14 protein-coding genes and 1 pseudogene are annotated in these 20,463 nt (G+C 41.1%); 12 read left to right on the top strand and 3 right to left on the bottom strand.

Annotation, left to right across the window (positions count from 1 at the left end):
- Nucleotides 1-117: 117 nt before the first annotated feature.
- From eutC to eutA, 3 genes are read right to left on the bottom strand one after another with little or no spacing between them, the layout of a single operon-like run.
- On the bottom strand, nt 118-984 hold the full coding sequence (gene eutC, locus OO184_RS11385) for an ethanolamine ammonia-lyase subunit EutC (RefSeq protein WP_265379281.1): 867 nt from the start codon (nt 982-984) through the stop codon (nt 118-120).
- A 23-nt stretch (nt 985-1,007) separates the two neighbouring features.
- Nucleotides 1,008-2,369 (bottom strand): ethanolamine ammonia-lyase subunit EutB, encoded by a 1,362-nt coding sequence (locus OO184_RS11380; protein WP_265379280.1) that lies wholly within the window; start codon nt 2,367-2,369, stop codon nt 1,008-1,010.
- Nucleotides 2,370-2,381: 12 nt separating this feature from the next.
- On the bottom strand, nt 2,382-3,794 hold the full coding sequence (gene eutA, locus OO184_RS11375; RefSeq protein ID WP_265379279.1) for an ethanolamine ammonia-lyase reactivating factor EutA: 1,413 nt from the start codon (nt 3,792-3,794) through the stop codon (nt 2,382-2,384).
- A gap of 315 nt (nt 3,795-4,109) precedes the next feature.
- Here eutA and cobA point away from each other — a divergent pair, with 315 nt between their 5' ends.
- The 12 genes and pseudogenes from cobA (at nt 4,110) to OO184_RS11315 (ending at nt 20,364) form a co-directional block, all read left to right on the top strand.
- Nucleotides 4,110-4,892: a uroporphyrinogen-III C-methyltransferase gene (cobA, locus tag OO184_RS11370; protein ID WP_265379287.1), complete on the top strand. Its 783-nt coding sequence runs from the start codon at nt 4,110-4,112 to the stop codon at nt 4,890-4,892.
- Nucleotides 4,893-4,921: 29 nt separating this feature from the next.
- Complete coding sequence (gene cobD, locus OO184_RS11365; protein WP_265379278.1) at nt 4,922-5,995, top strand: threonine-phosphate decarboxylase CobD; 1,074 nt, start codon at nt 4,922-4,924, stop codon at nt 5,993-5,995.
- Complete coding sequence (locus tag OO184_RS11360; protein ID WP_265379277.1) at nt 5,988-6,848, top strand: GHMP family kinase ATP-binding protein; 861 nt, start codon at nt 5,988-5,990, stop codon at nt 6,846-6,848. Before cobD ends, OO184_RS11360 begins: the two co-directional genes overlap by 8 nt.
- A gap of 18 nt (nt 6,849-6,866) precedes the next feature.
- Nucleotides 6,867-7,496: pseudogene (locus OO184_RS11355) on the top strand (siroheme synthase domain-containing protein); the annotation flags it as partial.
- Between the two features lie 69 nt (nt 7,497-7,565).
- Nucleotides 7,566-8,123 (top strand): cob(I)yrinic acid a,c-diamide adenosyltransferase, encoded by a 558-nt coding sequence (cobO, locus tag OO184_RS11350; protein ID WP_265379276.1) that lies wholly within the window; start codon nt 7,566-7,568, stop codon nt 8,121-8,123.
- 793 nt (nt 8,124-8,916) lie between these two features.
- A complete protein-coding gene (locus OO184_RS11345; protein WP_265379275.1) occupies nt 8,917-9,555 on the top strand; it encodes a hypothetical protein in 639 nt (212 codons plus the stop codon).
- A 467-nt stretch (nt 9,556-10,022) separates the two neighbouring features.
- Nucleotides 10,023-11,819: an RCC1 domain-containing protein gene (locus OO184_RS11340; protein ID WP_265379274.1), complete on the top strand. Its 1,797-nt coding sequence runs from the start codon at nt 10,023-10,025 to the stop codon at nt 11,817-11,819.
- Nucleotides 11,820-12,617: 798 nt separating this feature from the next.
- Nucleotides 12,618-13,643, top strand: a complete 1,026-nt coding sequence (locus OO184_RS25005; protein ID WP_283256282.1) for a hypothetical protein — start codon at nt 12,618-12,620, stop codon at nt 13,641-13,643.
- Between the two features lie 1,046 nt (nt 13,644-14,689).
- Nucleotides 14,690-15,523 carry a gp53-like domain-containing protein gene (locus OO184_RS11330; RefSeq protein ID WP_265379273.1) on the top strand — a complete coding sequence of 278 codons (834 nt, stop codon included), beginning with the start codon at nt 14,690-14,692 and terminating at the stop codon, nt 15,521-15,523.
- Between the two features lie 185 nt (nt 15,524-15,708).
- The gene (locus OO184_RS11325) at nt 15,709-16,236 is read left to right on the top strand and encodes a GNAT family N-acetyltransferase (RefSeq protein ID WP_265379272.1); all 528 of its coding nucleotides are present in this window, start codon (nt 15,709-15,711) and stop codon (nt 16,234-16,236) included.
- Between the two features lie 503 nt (nt 16,237-16,739).
- Nucleotides 16,740-18,224, top strand: a complete 1,485-nt coding sequence (locus OO184_RS11320) for a pyocin knob domain-containing protein (RefSeq protein ID WP_265379271.1) — start codon at nt 16,740-16,742, stop codon at nt 18,222-18,224.
- Between the two features lie 724 nt (nt 18,225-18,948).
- Nucleotides 18,949-20,364: a tail fiber assembly protein gene (locus tag OO184_RS11315; protein ID WP_265379270.1), complete on the top strand. Its 1,416-nt coding sequence runs from the start codon at nt 18,949-18,951 to the stop codon at nt 20,362-20,364.
- The last annotated feature ends 99 nt before the right edge of the window (nt 20,365-20,463 follow it).

Below are 20,463 nucleotides of genomic sequence, written 5' to 3'. Positions count from 1 at the left end.
TTATCTTTCAAGTTGCCTCACTCACCCCGGTCACATAGTTATCTATGCTCCCGGGGATTCGCTTCCTTGCCGTCGCGATGCATCTTGAAATCTATAGGGTATATATCCGCCATTCCATTAACGACTAAGCGCAATACCGGAGGCTTGTTGTTCCAGCATATTTTTAGCTAAATCGACAATAATTGCCGCGGCTTCAATTGGCGGTGTGCCGCCACGGTGAATATTAGAGATACAAGTACGGTCAGCTTCAACGGTTTTCTCTACTGTCGGCTGGTAAACGGCATAGCAAGAGAGACTTTCCGATTGCCCTAATCCGGGGCGTTCTCCAATTAGTAAGATAACCACTTTAGCTTTTAGTAACTCGCCAATTTGATCTTCGATTTTAACGCGACCATAGCGCACAAAAAACGGGGTGCCGATGCACATTCCTGCTTGTTCCAACCCCTTTAACAAGGGAGGTACAAGATCTTCGTAGTTAGTGATAATGGCATCAGTAGATAGGCCATCTGAGATAACAACCTGTACGTCAGGACCTGTTTTACACTGTGTCAGTAACGTTTCTACTGCATTTGCACTGAGTTTTCTCCCCAGATCCGGACGAGTCAGATAGAGATTTTTGTCGCTGACTTGAGATTGCACTTCCAGCAATCCTCGTTTTTCTATCCATTCAACCGGAACTTCTTTTAACACTGTATCTTTAGAACGGGAGTGATCAGCCTGAAAACGCAGTAATGCCTGAGTTCGGGGACGTGGGCCGCTGCGGCCGGTACCGACTCTCGCCACAGTGCTACGGCGTAATTCCTGTAAGACTTCCATGCGGTTCGGGCTTTGGACGCCGATCCACTGTTTGGCTTCTAAGGAGCCTAAATCCGGCGTACAGCTTTCAGTTTCGTCAATGATTCCCGCTGTAGGACGGGTTAATGTTTGTGGTTCTTGGCTAAAGACCGCATTATCTGCACATGCTTTAATTGGTTTTTGGTTCATGGTGATTTTATCTCAGCAAAGAATCAGAAAAAGAACGATGCATCGCCTGCGCGTGATGTTAAACGCCCGTTTGCCATGATCCCCATCTGTTCCAGCCAACGTTCAAACTCTGATGATGGGCGCAGATTGAGCAGATGACGAATAGTGGCGGTATCGTGGAAAGCAGATGTCTGGTAATTAAGCATAATGTCATCGCCGAGCGGCATTCCCATGATGAAATTACATCCTGCGGTTGCCAGCAGAATCATCAGGTTTTCATTCTGGTTTTGATCAGAGTCTGCGTGGTTGGTGTAGCAGCAGTCACATCCCATTGAGACGCCGCTGAGTTTTCCCATAAAGTGGTCTTCTAATCCGGCGCGGATAATCTGGCGATCATTGTAGAGGTATTCCGGCCCGATGAAACCGACAACGGTATTCACCAAAAATGGGTCATAGTGGCGTGCCAAACCGTAGTTTCGTGCCTCCATTGTTACTTGATCAGCGCCAAAGTGAGCACCGGCGGAGAGGGCAGAACCTTGTCCGGTTTCAAGGTAGAGACAGTTATCGCCAGCAAGACGACAATATTCCGCACCAACGGCACGGGCTTCATCCAACATAGCCAATTCTACGCCAAACTCTTTTAGCCCTTTTTCACTGCCGCAGATACTTTGGAAAATCAAGCCACCCGGCGCCCCACGTTTAATGGCTTCTATCTGAGTCGTGACATGGGCTAAAACACAGCCCTGTGTTGGAATAGCGAATTTGTCGATCACTTCATAAATGGTATCCAGCACGCGAGTGAGGTTTTCCACATCGTCAGTTACCGGGTTAACACCGATGACTGCATCACCAACGCCAAATGATAATCCTTCGTAAATCTGGGCCAGAATGCTTTGTACATCGTCGCGGGTATCATTAGGTTGTAGCCGGGCGCTGAACGTTCCCGGCGTCCCAATGGTGGTGTTGGCTTTTTTGATCACCGGCATTTTTTTCGCGCCATAGATCAGATCCGCATTGGAACTAATTTTTGCTACGGCAGCGACAACTTCAGAACTGATTCCTTTACGCAGAAAGGCGATATCATCCACACTAGTATCATCACTCAATATATATTCACGTAGTTCGCCAATACTCCAGTTTTTTATGCGGGCGTAGGCGATTTCGTTAATGTCATCCTGAATAATGCGAGTCACACAATCTTCTTCATAAGGGATGATCGGATTCATACGAATATCCGCAATTGTCATCTCCGAGAGGACATGTTTAGCCGCTACCCGTTGCTGGGAACTTTCGGCTGCTACCCCGGCTAGCATATCCCCAGAGCGCAATTCGTTAGCCATTGCCAGCACCTGTTTGACATCTTTAAACCGATAGGTCTTACCAAAAAGCTGAGTTTTCAATTTCATGTTTACGCTCTCTCAGGAAGGAAAAGCCAGTGATTTGATAGTGACGGGAACGACAGTGCCATTAAATAGCGGCGTGCCGATGTCGATATAATCTCCGGTGCGGGTGATAACTTCATCAATAACCGCCAGCGGCCGTTCTCCCATCAGAGGATGTAGCAACATACCCAATGCCTTGCCAAAATCTTGACCTGCGACGATGAGCAGCGGGTGAGAAGTGGGATAGCGTCCGGTAAAATTCTGTAAAGCGGTAATGCATGTCTGCACGGCGGCATAATTTACCGGCAGGGTATCGGGCAGGGCCAATGCATACAGATCCTGTTCGGCATCCAGATCCATTTGTGTGAGCGCCTGTTGCCAGGCATCTGCCAGTGGTTCAGCGGTTTCTGCGCCAGGATGAACGACGGGAATGTTGCGCAGTGGTAGTGACAGCGTATCAAGCCAGATAGTGCTGCCGGATAACGATAATGTATGAGCGCCGGCGCCAATGACTGTAGCGCGCACGGTTTGTTTCGGCACTTGCAGCGGCAGTTTGACGAAATCATTATCACGATGAATAGCTTGTGCCAGCAGTGGTCCTAAATCGTGAAAACGGAATAGATCATAATCCGATGCTTCACGATAACATTCTCCTACACCGCCGGAGAGAGTGACCGCGTAGAATTCATCATGGTTTGGCAACGGTTCGGTCATCAGTAATTGTTGCGCCAGAGGTGTGAGTTGCCCGGTGACGACTTCCCATAGCAATTGGGACATTCGTGTCGCAATTTGTTGCAATTGCGTGGCTGTCAGATGTTGAATATCTGTGTTTTCGCCAAATAGTGAGTCAACGATGAGTGCTCCCGGCGGATGCGCCCGTAAAACTTTCCCTTGAGAGTCGGTTTCCAATAAGCGACCGCCGACATTTAAGCAAGCAGAGGCAATAAGTCGCCCGGCATCGAATAGCGCATAGTTGGCTGTGCCGCCGCCGATATCAATATTGAGCACTCTGGCCATTTTCTGTTGTGAAAGTGCTTGAGCGCCGGAACCCAAACCGGCAATCATGGATTCCAGATGTGGCCCCGCTGTTGCTACAACAAAATCCCCTAATTTTTGTGCCAATGCCATAATCGCCGGGCGTGCATTACACGTTTTCGCGGTTTCACCGGTAATGATAACTGCGCCGGAATCGATACTTTCCGGATCGATATTTGCTGCCTGATATTGTGCCTGGATTAAGCTGAACAGTTCGTCTTCACGTAATTGCCCGGCGAAGTCTACGGGGGTAAATAATACCGGGCTTTGCCAGATAATCTCGCGGCTAACAAACTCGTAGCGTGGCACTTGTGATACCGCTGCACGGTTCACTAGTGACAGACGCGAAAAGATCACTTGTGTGGTGGTGGTGCCGATGTCAATACCGACACTGAATAATTCCTTGGCTTCCATCGCTACGCCCCTTGTCTGTAATAAGGCGTATGTTGGCATTTTTTTTTATCAATCAGTATTAAATATCGTCAATTTGGTTGAAAAGTCAACTGTAGTCACAAAAACATTAGGGATTATAATAAAAATGGCGTAGATACCAGATACAGGGCGAAGTTGCTAAGAGAAACAAGCAGATAAAGCTGCAATGTGTCAGGACAGATAGTTATCATCAATACATTAATAAAAATGAAGAATTGTTGATCTCACACCAGATCGTGTTGCTGGCTATCGGTTATATATCTTCCAACAGACTTTCGTTACAGGGTGAACAATATGATGAATAGCGGAAAAGTTTGGTTGGTAGGCGCCGGTCCCGGCGATGCGGCGCTGATTACTGTTAGAGGATTACATTGTATCCGTCAAGCTGAGGCGCTGGTCTATGATCGATTAGTCAGCCCGGACCTGTTATCCGAAGTACCCGATGATTGCAAAATGATTAATGTCGGCAAAACGCCGAACTATCACCCAGTGCCGCAACGGCAAATTAATCAGATCTTGGTGGAGTGTGCGCAGCAAGGGTTAAATGTCGTCCGGCTGAAAGGGGGAGATCCCTATGTGTTTGGCCGTGGCGGTGAAGAAGCGGAAGCTTTGGCACTGGCGAAAATCCCTTTCGAAGTGGTCCCGGGCATCAGTTCATCCATTGGTGGTCTGGCTTGTGCCGGGATACCGGTTACCCATCGTGATTATGCATCAGGTTTTCATGTTATTACCGGCCATTTGCGTCAGGGAAATGAATCACAGGATTGGGCGACCTTGGCAAAGCTGGAAGGTACGTTGGTGATCCTCATGGGAATGACGCAACTGGCGAGTATCTGTGAGCAATTGATCGCTGGCGGTAAAGCGCCGACAACGCCGGCGGCGGTTGTGATGTATGCCAGCCATCAGCAACAGCAGGTTGCCAGCGCAACCCTGTTAACGCTGGCTCAACAAGTGGCAGCTCAGAGATTGACCGCGCCAGCATTAATTGTGATTGGTGATGTGGTGCGTCTGCGGGAAACACTGGCTTTTAGCCGGGATCATTTGTTGCTGTCTTCCGTTCCATCCCTGATGGCATTCTGATTCTCTGTTCAACATTTGGACAATATTTGATGAGCGAACATGGTGGTAATGTACTGGAAATGGCGCTGAAAATCGGTGTTACAGCGGAAGAGATAATTGATTTCAGCGCGAATATTAACCCGTTGGGAATGCCGGCATCCCTGAAAACGGCCATTATCGACCAATTGCAGCGAGCAGAGTGCTACCCTGATACAGAATACCGCCAGTTACATGCGGCATTGGCGCAAGCTCATCATTGTTCGACTGAAAATGTGATGGCGGGTAATGGTGCTACCGAATTGATTTATGCTGTGGTGAATCATCTTAAGCCGCGCCGAGCTATGTTATTGATACCGGGATTTGCTGAATATCGGCGTGCCTTACAGCGGGTTGATTGTCGGATTGATGAGTATGTAATGAGTGAAGCCGATGGTTATCAGCCGGATGAACGTTTATTAGCTGCATTGGATTGCAGTCGTCCTGATTGCCTGTTTCTTGCAACACCGAACAATCCGACGGGTTTGATGCCAGATGCTGTGCTGTTGCAGGTGATATTTGAACGTTGCCGTCAGCATAATATTGCGTTGATTGTCGATGAGGCGTTTATCGATTTTCTCCCGGATACTGTCGGATTTATTCCTCAGATAACACATTTTCCCCGTCTCTATATTCTGCGTTCACTAACGAAATTTTTTGCTATTCCGGGGTTGCGTCTTGGTTATCTGGTCAGTAGTGATATTGCGGGTATCAGGGCAATGAAATGTTGGCGGGAACCGTGGACCATTAACGCTTTCGCAGCGTTGGCGGGTGAAATTGTGCTTAATGATAATGCTTACATTCAGGCAACACACCGCTGGTTATCTCAGCAACAACGTTGGCTTTATCAGGCATTGATCGCATTACCGGAACTGTGTGTTTGGCCACCTTCGGCAAATTATATCTTCCTGCGTTGTCTGCGCCCGGAAATCAATCTTCAACAAGCATTGCTGAAACAGAGAATACTGATTCGTCATTGCGCTAACTATTCAGGCTTGAACGCTGATTATTATCGAGTCGCTATCAAGGGTGAGCATGATAATCGTCGTCTGATATCGGCGTTACATCAGGTATTCGGTTATGGCTGAAGCTCGTTGTCCCGCATCGTGTGGTGAACTTATCCAAGGGTGGGTCCTTGGTAGTGAGAAATTGATCTCTTGTCCGGTGAACTGGTTCAGCAAGGTGTCTGTGACAGATGGCGTGCCGGGAAAAGATGAACGTCCCCGCATGCGCCAAATGATGAAAACTATACTGGCGTATTTTGGTTTATCGGTAGAGATGGCGCGAGGTTTACGGATCTCCTTGACTTCCACGATCCCGGTGGCAAAAGGGCTGGCAAGTAGTACCGCTGATATTGCCGCTACAGCGCTGGCGACGGCGCGTTATCTGGGGGAAACGCTTGATGAAACGACACTGGCTGGCTTTTGCGTACAGCTTGAACCTACTGATAGCACGCTGTTCAGCCAGCTTACCTTGTTCGATCATCAAACGGGTGAAACTCAAATTGCCTGTGACTGGCAGCCGTCTATCGACATTTTGTTATTGGAAAGCTCGGCAACTTTGATCACCGCTGATTATCACCGTTTAAATCGCCATCCGACATTACTGGAGAATGCTGTAGTGCTAGAACATGCCTGGAAACTATTTTGTCAGGCTGTTGCGACACGGGATTGCTTGCGATTAGGAGAAGCCACGACGCTCAGTGCGCAGGCTAGCCAAAAACTGCTAGTAAAACCTGCGTTTAACAGTTTGTTGGAACTGGTAGAACAGAGTGGGATCTATGGGCTGAATGTTGCTCACAGTGGCAGTGTTGTCGGGTTATTGTGCGATCGTCGCCATCATGATGTTGAGTACCTATGCTGGTGGCTGGAACACCGGGGTATAACGCGTTTTTATCCGCGTCAGCATCTGCTGACCATGATACCGGGCGGTGTACGTTAACTGTAGGAGGGACTTATGTTGGATTATTTGCCGATGTTTTGTCAGATCCGGGATAAAACTTGTTTGCTGGTTGGCGGAGGTCAGGTAGCGGAGCGTAAAGCGCGTTTGTTATTAGACGCTGGCGCACATCTGTTAGTTAATGCTCGGGAATTTACCTCGCAATTTAAGCTATGGGCGGATAACGGCCAAGTAACACTCATTCACGGAGAGTTTGAACCTTGCTGGCTTGAGCGTTGTTGGTTGGTTATTGCGGCTACTAATAATGCGGCGGTGAATGGTTATGTGAGTGATTGCGCGACGGAGCGCCGCATTTTTTGTAATGTGGTGGATGATCCACAGCAAGCCAGTTTTATCACGCCGTCAGTGATTGATCGCTCACCGCTGGTGATTGCTATCTCCTCCGGGGGTAATGCGCCGGTATTAGTCAGATTATGGCGTGAAAAACTCGAACGGCTATTACCGATGCATCTTGGTCGTCTGGCCGCTTACGGTGGAACACTTCGTCAGCGGGTAAAACGACATTTTCATCATTTGGCGGCACGTCGTCACTTTTGGGAGCGGTTTTTCACTAATGAGCGATTAATGCAATCGTTGGTGAGTCAAGATCGTCAACAAGTTGATCGGGTGATAGAAACATTATTTTCTGAATCATCTCAAGCAAATACAGACAAAATAAACAGTTGTTCTTTGACTGACTAATATATTGGAGCCGGACAAATGAGTGAGGAGCGATATAAACAGAGAAAACAGCGGCAAAAAGAGAGATTTATGGCGCAAGTTGCCGCCGCTCAGGAAAACCGGGGAATTGTTATTATCTATACCGGTAACGGCAGGGGGAGAACCACCGCCGCAATGGGAACGGTTACACGAGCGTTGGGTCATGGATTAAAGGCCGGCGTTATCCAGTTTATTCGGGGAGAATGGTCAGCCGGTGAGCGTGCTTTATTGCAGCAGCATGGGGTAGAATTTCAAATAATACCAATGAACTTGGCTGGAGAAACGCAAAATCGTACTAAAGATATTGCCGCTTGTACTGCGGTTTGGCAGCATGCGAAGCGTATGGTGCGTAATCCTGAATTATCATTGGTAGTGCTTGGTGAATTAACTTATATGATAAGTAATGGTTATTTATCCCTTGATGAAATTATCAAGGGATTAAGCGAACGACCAATTAATCAAACGGTGATCATTACCGGACAAGATTGCCCGGCTGAATTAATTGAACTGGCGGATACTGTTAGTGAAATGCGTTCCGTAAAATATGCTTTCACTTAATTATGCGTTTCCTAGTTATTACATCAGATGAAGAGTGATTTATATTTTTATCTTGTTTAACCAGCGCATTAATTTTTCTCATGGTTATATTTGATACTGTGCCAGATTTATGAAAACGCTCTGCCATTTTCTGCATTTTGATGAGTCGATTATCACTCAATACATGTTACCTCGGTTAATAAACCAAATGATAAGTTATCTTCAAGATTCTTATCATTGATATTAGGAAAGTTTTTGGCTAATAAATTATAAGTATTCAACAGATTATTGGGAATTTCTTTTGTTCTTGAATTATCGCCCATGAAGGCTGCGAAATCATTAGTGGTAAAAATTTTCATTGAAAGTATTTATTATTAAAGATTATAATTAGTCAAATCTGGTTATATTTTCGGAATGTTAAATATATACTTGATAATTATTTCTTAAATAATTTAAGGTTAATAGTAAAATTTTATCCTATGTTTACTTCGATTAAGTATATAAAAATCAATTAATATGGAAGTGATTAATTGATTGGCTGTAATTGACTTTACTTTATTGAATATATATTCCATAAAGCTTGATGATACATTAAATAAATTCCATGCAATGTATTCCACCATCCAATAATTTTAATTTATTTACAAGTTGGCATTTATATCTAATATTGTCGGGGAATAAATATAACGTTAATTTAAGTTTTGATATTTGATATGTGAAACGAGTTTACGTAATCCATATCATATTCTGTCGCACACTTTATTAAGTTTCAAACAACGCATGGTTATTTAATTTATAAATTAAGAGGTTTAATATGTCTATTGAAAATATCGATGTAGCTGAACAAACAACGGGTAAGGATTCAGTTGTACTTGGACATGCCGAAGCGCCAGCAGTACATTCTATTGCAATTGGCGCTTCACCCCGAAATTCTAAAACCATCAGTGAAGCGGCTATTGCCATTGGGCAAAATCAAATTGCGGGTAAACAAGGTGATGCGAAAGTCGTTTGGCCGATTGCGATTGGTGCTGATTCTGTATCCAACGGCCTGGCTTCTATCGCTTTGGGACAAAAGGTGACTGCTAGTGCGGCTCAAGCGGTGGCAATTGGTCAACATTCCTCTGCAACAGAAAAAGGGAGCATTGCATTAGGTGCAGATTCTATTGCTAATAAACCGAATGTTGTTTCTGTAGGAAAAACCGGCCATGAACGTAAGATTATACATGTTGCGGCGGGGGATATTTCAAATCATAGTACTGAGGCGGTTAATGGTCAGCAATTACATGCTGAATCGTCAAGGATTGATATATTATTGGATGCTAAGAATAAGGAGCTGGAAGAGAAGATTCAATCTCTGGAAAGCGACATAGCTAATCTTACTTTGTTGGTTCAGAATAGTGTGGATGATGTTGCATCATTGAAGAAACGACTTCTCGATGCATTGAATTATTAATATTATTCCTTTATTGTTTAATATATTCTTATCCGTAGGTATTAGGATAAGAATATATTCTAGATAATATGAGTTGAATCCGACACTCAAGTTAATATTTAAATTAATAATAGATGACGTTTGAAAGTATTTTTGGAGTGTCTGTATAATTTAAATGTTATTTTATCTGATGTGAAAAAATATTAATTCATTTCAATTAATTTTATGAACTTATATGTTTTTTATTCTCTGAATTCAAAATAATTAAATTTATCTATACCCTATGGATTTCAAGATGCATCGCGACGGCAAGGGAGTGAATCCCCGGGAGCATAGATAACTATGTGACCGGGGTGAGTGAGCGCAGCCAACAAAGAGGCAACTTGAAAGATGACGGGTATAAATGCTTATTTTGATGGTTAGTCGGTAGATTGTTCCATTCCAGAATTAAATTTTTAATACTTTTAATTATGAAAGGAGTATAAGAGATGTCAATATCATATAGTGTTTTTCAGAATGAACCTAAACAAGAATATGAGCTTTTGCCTGCGCCGTGGATAGCTGAAGCCGAGACCTGCAAGTGGCAATTAAATATTAGTCAAGTGACTGATATCAATGGAGCGGCGATCTATGTTAATCCGTACTCAAATATGATGGTTGGGGATAAGATTACTTTATCCTGGCATGGTAGCGCATATGTATTACAGGACACGGTGACAAGCGAAAAAAGAGGCAAGATTCTAACTTTCATGGTGCCGTTTTCTATATTAGAACAATATTCAGGGAGCTATGTTCGATTGAGCTACGATGTTACTCGTGCGACTGGAGAATTGGCACGATCCCAGCCTGTAGATTATTACGTGGTAGGGGAAAGAGAGGGTAAACTGCTGGTAATAGGAGCCCGTTATGCGCGAGAAGGTTTTTATAACTTTGGGGCTACTCCTCCTTGCTATATTAGTGCGCTAAATGCCAATACTTTGAAACCTATACGGGCCGAATGGCAATATGAAGGGGAACAGAAGTGGGTTGCTGGTAGCAGCTTTCAGGATGTTTCTCCGCATCGTCTATTGCGTGTGCGTTTGGGGAGCCAATTAGTGGCTTTAAATCCGTGCAATATTGCAGGCAATGGCTGGCACGCGATTGGGAATGGATTGGGTAGAGATTATACTGCCGCTTTCGCTGCACGGCGGGATAGCGGTTATATAGTTGCTTGGGGAGATGCTGGGTTTGGCGGCAACATCCCAGCGCCTTTAACAACTTTAAATAATGTTGTTCAGATAGTTAGTACAGTAAATGCCTTTGCGGCACGGCTAAGTAATGGTCATGTCGTTGCTTGGGGGAGTTCCGAATATGGTGGGGTTGTGCCAGCGGGAATTGCTGGATTGAGTGATATTGTCGATATTGTGGGATCGGCAGGAGCATTTGCTGCTCGTCGGGCTACGGGTCAAGTTGTTGTTTGGGGAAATCGCAATCATGGTGGATTAGTGTCACCGGCAATTGCGGCCATGACCGATATTGTGGATGTATGGGGAGGAGGTAGTGCTTTTGTCGCCCGGAGAGCCACGGGCCATTTAGTCGCTTGGGGAAGCGATGATAAGGGAGGAGTATTGCCGCCGGAAATTGCCGCAATGACAGATACTGTGGAAGTCGTGAAGGCTGCTTGGGCTTTTGCTGTGAGACGGGCTAATAATTCTGTTGTTGCATGGGGATATGGTAGTGATTTTGGTAGTGTCATTCCAAGTGAAATCAGTGCATTGAGGGATATTATTAAGCTAAGTAGTTCGAATAATGCCTTTGCGGCTCTACGGGCGAATGGTTCAGTGGTGGCTTGGGGAAGAAACAGTTATGGGGGAGTGGTGCCAAAAGATATAGCAGGATTAAATGACATTGTTGAAGTGACCGCAACAGTGCATGCATTTGCTGCTCGTCGGGCTAATGGTTCTGTAGTCGCGTGGGGCGATGTTGATAGGGGAGGAAAAATTCCAGAATTTATCTCAAATCTGCAAGATATTATTCAAGTCACAAGTTCGAAGGCTGCGTTTGCTGCGTTGCGCCGTGATGGAACTGTAGTGACTTGGGGTGATAGCGAATGGGGAGGAGATAGTCATGCTGTAGCAGAGCAATTGAAACATGTTCGTGCTATCTACGGGAATAGTACAGCTTTTACCGCGTTAACTGCGGATGGTCGTGTGGTGACGTGGGGTTTAGCTGGGGGAGGGGGAGATAGTAGCTCAGTTCAGGCATCCCTTAAAGGGCAGGTATCCTATGAAATCGCAACAAGATAAATTAGAGTCATTTAATCGTCATCCTTAAACCATTTCTTGGGGAGATAATGCTGTTCGATTAAAGTTTCTTACAACAGGCCGGATATTTTTCTGGTATATAAAGCACTGAATATTTGTAGCTTCGGTGCTTTTTCTCTTTTGGTAGGTATAAACATCTTTATATTCTTTCTCATCTTTTTCAATTCTGATACCTGATGGAAAACGATATTTTAAATTTATTGAATTATTAATGTCTGTTAGTTTTTATTTTATATATTCATGGTTATTAGTCTGGGAATATATGATTTAGTGGTAAGATTGTTATTTGGTGATGATTTATGAGGTGTGTCGTAGTGAATACCAGAATAATCGTTCTGCTCGTAACTGCATTTGCTCGGGTAAATTATACAAATAGTTGTATTGATGGTGATGAAAATATATAAAAACAACATAGTGTCGGTTGGTTTATATTTGTTTGGTTCGGTAAATGTTATATTTAATGAAGCTATGCGATACATTAAATAAGCCCGTTAAATATATCTCATAGCTACATGATTTTAATTTATTTACAAGTTGAATTTTTCGTATAATATTTTATTGTAACGATGTGGATTAATTTGAATTTTCGTAAAAATTGGGTTTGTTATAATGTTTTTTTAAATTACGTTAAATTTATTTAATGTTTTATGGTAACAAATTTGAAATAAAATTATTATGTGTCATTTGATTGTTTGTAATGAGAAATACTAAGTTATATTGATGAGCTTATTAATCCAGTAATAAGTTGTAATAATCTAATTTCTGAATTAAGAGGTATATATGTCTACAGAAAATATGAATATAACCGATCAAACAGTTGGTAAAGATTCAGTTGTTGTTGGGAATGCAGAAGCGCCAGCAATACATGCTATAGCAATTGGTGCTTCACCACTAACTTCTAAATCAATTAGCGAGGCCGCTATTGCTATTGGGCAAAATCAACTGGCGGGTAGAAAAGAGAATAAAGAGAATAAGGATGATAAAGTCATATGGCCGATTGCGATTGGCGCTGATTCTATATCTAGCGGTTCAGCTTCTATTGCCCTAGGGCAAAAGGTTGTTGCTAGCGCGGTTCAGGCAGTAGCAATTAGTCAAAACTCCACCGCAACAGGAGAGTCGAGCGTTGCATTGGGATCAGACTCTATAACCAGCGGTTCAGCTGCTATTGCTCTGGGGAAAAAAGCTATTGCCAGGGGGAATCAGGCAGTAGCGATTAGTAAAAATTCCTCTGCAACGGGAAGTGCGAGCGTGGCATTAGGAGATAGTTCTGTATCCAGCGGCTCGTCTTCTGTTGCTCTGGGGCAAAAGGTTTCTGCCAGTGGATCTCAGGCAATTGTGATTGGTCAAAACTCCTCTGTAACAGGAAGTAGGAGTATTGTATTAGGCTCAGATTCTAGATCCGACTCTTCGTCTGCTATTGCTGTGGGGCAAAAGGTTAGTGTTAGTGCGTCTCAGGGAATTGCGATAGGTCAAAACGCCTCTGTAACAGCAAGTGGGAGCATTGCATTAGGTGCAAATGCTGTTGCCAACAAATCGAATGTTATTTCTGTAGGAAGACCGGGTAATCAACGTAAGATTGTGAATGTTGCTGCCGGGGATATTTCAAGGAACAGTACGGAGGCGGTAAATGGTCAGCAATTATATGCTGAATTGACAAAAATGGGTGCATTGGATATAAAAAATAAGCAACTGGAAATGGATATTAAAAAGCTGGAGAGTACTATAGATAATCTTACCCGTTCTATTACTCATCTTACTCTGTTGTGCCAGAAAAATGCGGATGAAGTTGCTTTGTTGAAGAAATGAATTCTTAACGTATTGGATTATTAATAACAAATGGATTCGGCTAAACTAATAAGTGCATTTTCAGGAGGGGAGGTTAGTCGCTATTATCCTTGTTCCACAGGAAAATGCACTGAAGTCCATCAACCATTGCAGAAAGTTGAAACGAAATCAGGAAATAAAAGAATATTTCCTGAAACAGACTCACCTTCAGATGTTTTCTTGCTGTCATTTTATTAAGCAGCCCAGGAAATAAAAAATGAATTAGCTGATTAATTTGACAGGGGTTAAGTCCTGAATACAAAAGCCAGCTTGGAAACTGGCTTTTCACGCATCGGTTAAAAAGCAGACTTACAGAAAGCGAGATGTTGAGAGGTAGACAACAACGTTGTGAACACTTGATATGAAAGATGTAACAGATTTCATGATGAACTCTCTTTATTGGTAAAATGTGATTTGTTTCACGAAAATCTAAATTGTGGCTGCGATTTTAATCAGAAAAACTTCAGAGTCAAGCGGTTTTTAAAAATTATTTTAAAGATTAAAATAATTTTGTATACACCCTATGGATTTCAAGATGCATCGCGACGGCAAAGGAGCGAATCCCTGGGAGCATAGATAACTATGTGACCGGGGTGAGTGAGTGCAGTCAACAAAGAGGCAACTTGAAAGATAACGGGTATAAGAGTTTTAGGTGATGAAGTGAGCGCACCTTGCGGGGAGATATTGAACAGCCAGAATCAGGCGATCTATTGGTTTGATACAAATCTAGCAAGATAAAACAGTGCTTAAAGGAATTATTAACTTTCCGTTTTTATTATTATTTCTCCGAACAGGATAATTAAAATAAGAGAGATATAACAGAAGAGTAATTTCGAATTTTGAATATAGTTATTTGGGATATGTTTTTGACTTTAACTTATTGGGGTATTTATTCCTATCAGTTGTATAGAGATAATTTATTATTTAAGTTGCAATGGAATTTTATTATTATTTCATGAGATTGATTATTGTTGCAACAAATTAATATTTTTTTTATGAGATAATATTATTCAATTCAAGGAGTGTATATGAATCCCAAGAATGATTTCAAAGCTTTTTCTACTAATAGTAATGCTAATGTAATAAGCCAGCAAGGATATGAGGGGAGCACAGAGTTGCAAACTGGGTTTCCACCATATTCTATGACGCCTCACATATTAAATAAGGTATTACGTCAATCATCAACCATATCATCTGTTGTGGCTAATTTCATTGCGACACAATCTGGCGATGATGTTATGGATAATGGTGATGTAGCCAAACTTGCTGAGCAATTAAATAAGGCATTAAAACAAAAGATTACAACAGAAATTCCCAATGCTTCATTAACCCAGACAGGCGTTGTTCAGCTTACTGATGTCATTGGTAATAGTGACATATTGGCAGTGACACAAAAGCTTGCTCAGGAAATAGTAAATTCATTACGTGGAGATATTAATACCAGAGTACCTAATAGTCGTAAAGTGAATGGGAAAGTACTGTCGAATGATATTAGCCTGAATGCTGGGGATGTGGGGAGTTATACTAAATCTGAATCTGATGTTCGATATGGCAATAAAAACACAGCGTTAAAATCTGCAAATGGCTGGTGGAAATGTGGCGATACAGGAATAATCTATCAGTGGGGTGTTTTAATTGGTAGTGATAATTATTTGGCCAACTTTCCTATTAGCTTTCCTAATGCATGTACAACTGTGGTTGCGACACCTGATGGCAGAAGAAAAGCTTCGTCTCCGATCTCAGATCGTTGTTTTGTTGAAGTTGGTGATATTACAGCAGTATCTTTTACAGCAACAACTGTTGGTGCGCTAAACACTAATTTCCGGGCGCGAGCGGTTCATTGGATGGCTATTGGATATTAAAAGATATATTGTTGACAAAGCGCTGGCTTAATAGTCAGTGCTTTTATCCGAAAAGAGATCGTGTAAAAAAATAAAGCTGTAATCAATTCTGACTTAATCCAAACCTGCCATTGATACTTCTCGATGTTTTTAGTAAAACATCTATGTTAACTTTAATATTCAAGCTAAAAGTTAGGAGTTTTTAAGTGAAGAATATAATGATTCGCCATGTTGAAGAGGACGATTGTGAACAAGTTCGTCAGTTATACGCTAACCCACAAGTTTACTATGGCACTTTACAGTTACCCTATCCTTCTCTGGAAACATGGATAAAGCGCATTACAAATCTTTCTGCTGGATGTTTCTATTTGGTTGCTTGTATTGATGGGAAAATTGTAGGTCAGATTGGTATTGAAATATGCCAAAACTTTCGGCGTCGCCATGTTGCTACTTTTGGTATGGGAGTACATGCTGATTATCAGGGGCAGGGTATTGGTAGCGAATTAATGGAGGCTATGCTCGACATGTGTGATAATTGGTTAAACATTAAACGCATAGAGTTAGAAGTATATACAGATAATGATGCCGCTATTGCATTATATAAAAAATTTGGATTTGAGATTGAAGGAACTGCTAAACATCATGCTTTTCGTAATGGTCTATATGCTGACGCTTATTATATGAGTAGGATTTCAGATATTAATGGGCAATTCCAATCTACATTAGAGAGCTAGTTTATTTTAAACGTAATTTAATATGGTAAATGTAGAGCTAAAATTAGATTTATCTGCATTTCAACTAATGAAAAAATAACGATTTAATGATTTATTAGCGTGAGCAGATATTTCATAACCAACAAAAATATTTTGTTCATTCCTGTTATCGAATGGCCGGAACAGCCAAAGTAATGAAAATGGCCTGAATAAACAGGCCATTTGTACAGTATTTTATTTGTGCTGGAATGAGAATATTGAAAAATGTAGTCTGGAACATGGAATATAAAAATAAGTAATGACAAAGTGAAATAATTTTAGATGTTGAATATAAATGGTTTGAATATAGTCTTAGTTGAAACTTGTTAGTTTTTTTCTTGCTGTCAATTATATAAAAATAATTATTCTCCTAAGTTAGAAGAACATTTTATTATTATTTTTATGAATTAAACTATGGCTGCCGTAAATTATGGTGGATTGCTTTGATAACAATTAAATAATAATATTTAACCTAAGGGGTGTATATGAGTACTAAGAATGATTTTAAGGCTTTTTCTATTAGTAATAATGCTAATATAGTGAGTCAGGATAAATATGAACAAGATCAGAGTTTGCAGGCTGGGTTTCCACCAGATAATATCACTAGTAATTTGCTAAACAAAGTATTACGTCAATCGTCAACAATAGCATCTGTCGTGGCTAATTTTATTGCGACCCAATCTGGCAGTGATATTCTGGATGATGGCGATATAGCTAAATTAGCTGAGCAATTAAATAAGGCATTAAAACAAAAAATCATAACAGAAGTTCCAAATGCCTCACTAACACAAAAAGGTGTTGTTCAGCTTACTAATGTGGTGGGAGATAGTGACACATTAGCTGTTACACAAAAGCTTGCTCAGGAAATAGTAAATTCATTGCGTGAAAGCGTTAATACCAAGGTACCCAATACTCGAAAAATTAACGGGAAAGCACTGTCTGAGGATATCATTATTACTTCTCAGGATATTTTGGGTGGACAGGCGATTAGCTTAGGTGAAAAGGCGGATTTGAATAGCTATAAAACGCCGGGAATTTATCATCAAGAGTATGATGCTCATGCTAAAAATGGCCTTAATTACCCTGAACAGCTTGCCGGTTCTCTTGTTGTATTGAAATCGGCTGGAGTAGTTCAACGCTATTTTGTTTATAATAGTAGTCGAGTATATACACGTAGTCAGTTTCATGATAATCCGTGGACACCTTGGACCAGAGAATATAACACATTGAATAAACCTACTGCTGAGGAGATTGGCGCATATACAAAAATAGAAGCTGATTCTCGATATATTGCAGGAATTCGCAAAATAAATGGAAAATCTTTATCTACGGATGTGACTATTACTTCTCAGGATATTTTGAGTGGGCAGGCGATTAGTTTAGGTGATAATGTAAATTTGGATTACTGTAAAACACCTGGGATTTATTATCAGGATTATAATGCTCATGCTAAAAATGGCGTCAATTATCCTGAGCCGCTCTCTGGTTCGCTTATTGTATTGAAAGCGGCCGGAATCATTCAACGTTATTTCGTTTATAACAGCAGTCGGGTATATACACGTAGCCAATTCCATGATAATCCGTGGACACCTTGGGCCCAAGAATATAACACATTAAATAAACCTGCTGACAGGGTTATTAGTGGGTATACAAAAGCAGAAGTAGACAACCTAATTAATGCTAAAGGAAATAAAAATACAGCTTTGAAATCAGTGAATGGTTGGTGGAAATGTGGGGATACCGGGGTGATTTATCAGTGGGGGGTCGTGAATTGGGCAGCGTATGATACACCAGTTAATTTTCCAATTCAGTTTCCTAATGCTTGTGTAAATGTTTCGTTGACGTTGGGTGATAAATCTAACCCACAATCATCATACAATGTTGTTGCAAAACAATTAGCCGTAACAGGATTTAGTTATTGCGCATATGAGACTGAAAGCTCTGCGTTTTGGTTTGCAGTAGGGTATTGATATGTAATCTATAATGCAAAAGTAAATGCTTTTTATGTTTTCACTGCCTTTCAAAACTTGAACAGTTTAAATTAAGTGGCTATTAAAGTCTGAGTTCTGTAGTTAATAAGAGTCAGACTTTTTAATTTTTCTTTAACCGGATAGTGATTATTATAGTCAATATATTCTTTCAGTTATGCTGTTAGATGTCCAATATGTTCAAATCTCTCTATACCCGTTATCTTTCAAGTTGCCTCTTTGTTGGCTGTACTCACTCACCCCGGTCACATAGTTCGCTATGCTCCCGGTGATTCACTCCCTTGCCGTCGCGATGCATCTTGAAATCCATAGAGTATAGATAAAATAATGCTGACTTTAAGTGAATAAATATATTAATGAGGATTTTATATTCCAATTATAAAATTAGTTTATTTTTGAAACAATTTAATATGTAAAATGCAGAGTTGAAATCAGATCTTTTTTATATAATATGCTGAAAAATTAAGTTTGTAACTTAAAACAGGAAAGTTGGATTGGAAAATGTAGAATAAATATGAGAGTAATTCTGTGAAATTTAATTTTCTTTTTTTAAATTATACAAAAATAGTTAATATTCTGATTTATAAGAATGTTTTGTTATTATTTTCATCAACTAGACTATTACTGGTGTGAATTGTGAGAGGTTATTTTTGCAGTAATTAAAGGTGTTTTTTGTAAATAATAATATTCAATTTGAGGATTATATATGAGTGCTAAAAGTGATTTTAAGGCCTTTTCTATTAGTGATAATGCGAATGTAGTGAGTCAAGCAAAGTATGAAGAAAACCAGAGTTTGCAGACTGGATTTCCGTCCGATAATATTCCTGTTAATCTGTTAAATAAGGTATTACGTCAATCGTCAACAATATCATCTGTGATAGCTAATTTTATCGCGACCCAATCTGGCAATGATATTTTGGATGATGGTAATATAGCTAAACTTACCGATCAACTAAATAAGGCCTTAGAACAAAAAATTGCAACAGAAGTTCCAAATGCTTCATTAACACGAAAAGGTATTGTTCAGCTTACCGATGTCGTGGGTAATAGTGATACATTAGTGGTTACGCAAAAGCTGGTTCAGGAAATAATAAATTCATTGCGTGAAAGTATTAATACCAGGATACCGAATACCCGAAAAATTAATGGGAAAGTATTAACTGAGGATATTAATATTACTTCTCAGGATATCCTTGCTGGGCAAGCGCATAGTTTAGGTGACAATGCGAATTTGGATAATTACAAAATACCAGGGATTTATCACCAAGAGTATAATGCTCATGCCAAAAATGGTAATAATTATCCTGAGCCGTTCGCTGGTTCGCTTGTTGTGCTGAAAGCGGCCGGGGTTATTCAACGTTATTTTGTCTATAACAGCAGTCGGGTATATACACGTAGTCAGTTCCATGAAAGCCCGTGGACGCCTTGGACCAGAGAATATAACACATTGAATAGGCCTACGGCTGGAGAGGTTGGAGCGTATGCAAAAGCAGAATCTGATTCTCGATATATCACAGGGCTCCGCAAAGTTAATGGAAAAGCGTTAGCTGCGGATATCAATATTACCTCTCAAGATATTTTCGCCGGGCAGTCGATTAATTTAGGTGATAACGCGGATTTAAATAGTTATAAAACTCCAGGGATTTATTATCAAGAATATAATGCTCATGCTAAAAATGGCGCGAATTACCCTGAGCCGTTCGCTGGTTCGCTTATTGTATTGAAAGCGGCAGGCGTTATTCAACGTTATTTTGTTTATAATAGCAGTCGAGTATATACGCGTAGCCAATTTCACGATAGTCCGTGGACACCTTGGGCGCAAGAATATAACTCATTGAATAAACCTTCTGACAAGGTTGTTGGGGAGGGCGAGAAAACAAAATCTGCTAGTATTTATGTTGCTACTAAAGAGGAATCAATACAGCAAGCAGAACATGAGAAATCTCAGTTACTGACTAAAGTTAATAATCTTGTCGCGCCGCTACAAGACGCTGTTGATTTAGATATTGCTTCCGAAGAAGAAAAAGCAGTCTTACTGGAATGGAAGAAGTATAGGGTAATGTTGAGCAAAGTTGATATTTCATTGGCTCCTGATGTTGAGTGGCCGCAACAGCCGAAGTAATAAAGATAGTCTGAATAAACAGATTATTCATGTTGAAAAAATATTTAATTATTGTTTTTCTGAACTAGATTATAATCTGCATGAATTAATGTAAATCAT

The sequence above is a fragment of the Photorhabdus aballayi genome (genome assembly GCF_026153155.1).
GTDB lineage: Bacteria > Pseudomonadota > Gammaproteobacteria > Enterobacterales > Enterobacteriaceae > Photorhabdus > Photorhabdus luminescens.
Note: the sequence above shows the minus strand (reverse complement) of the source record. Positions and strands in the feature narration are given on the sequence as shown.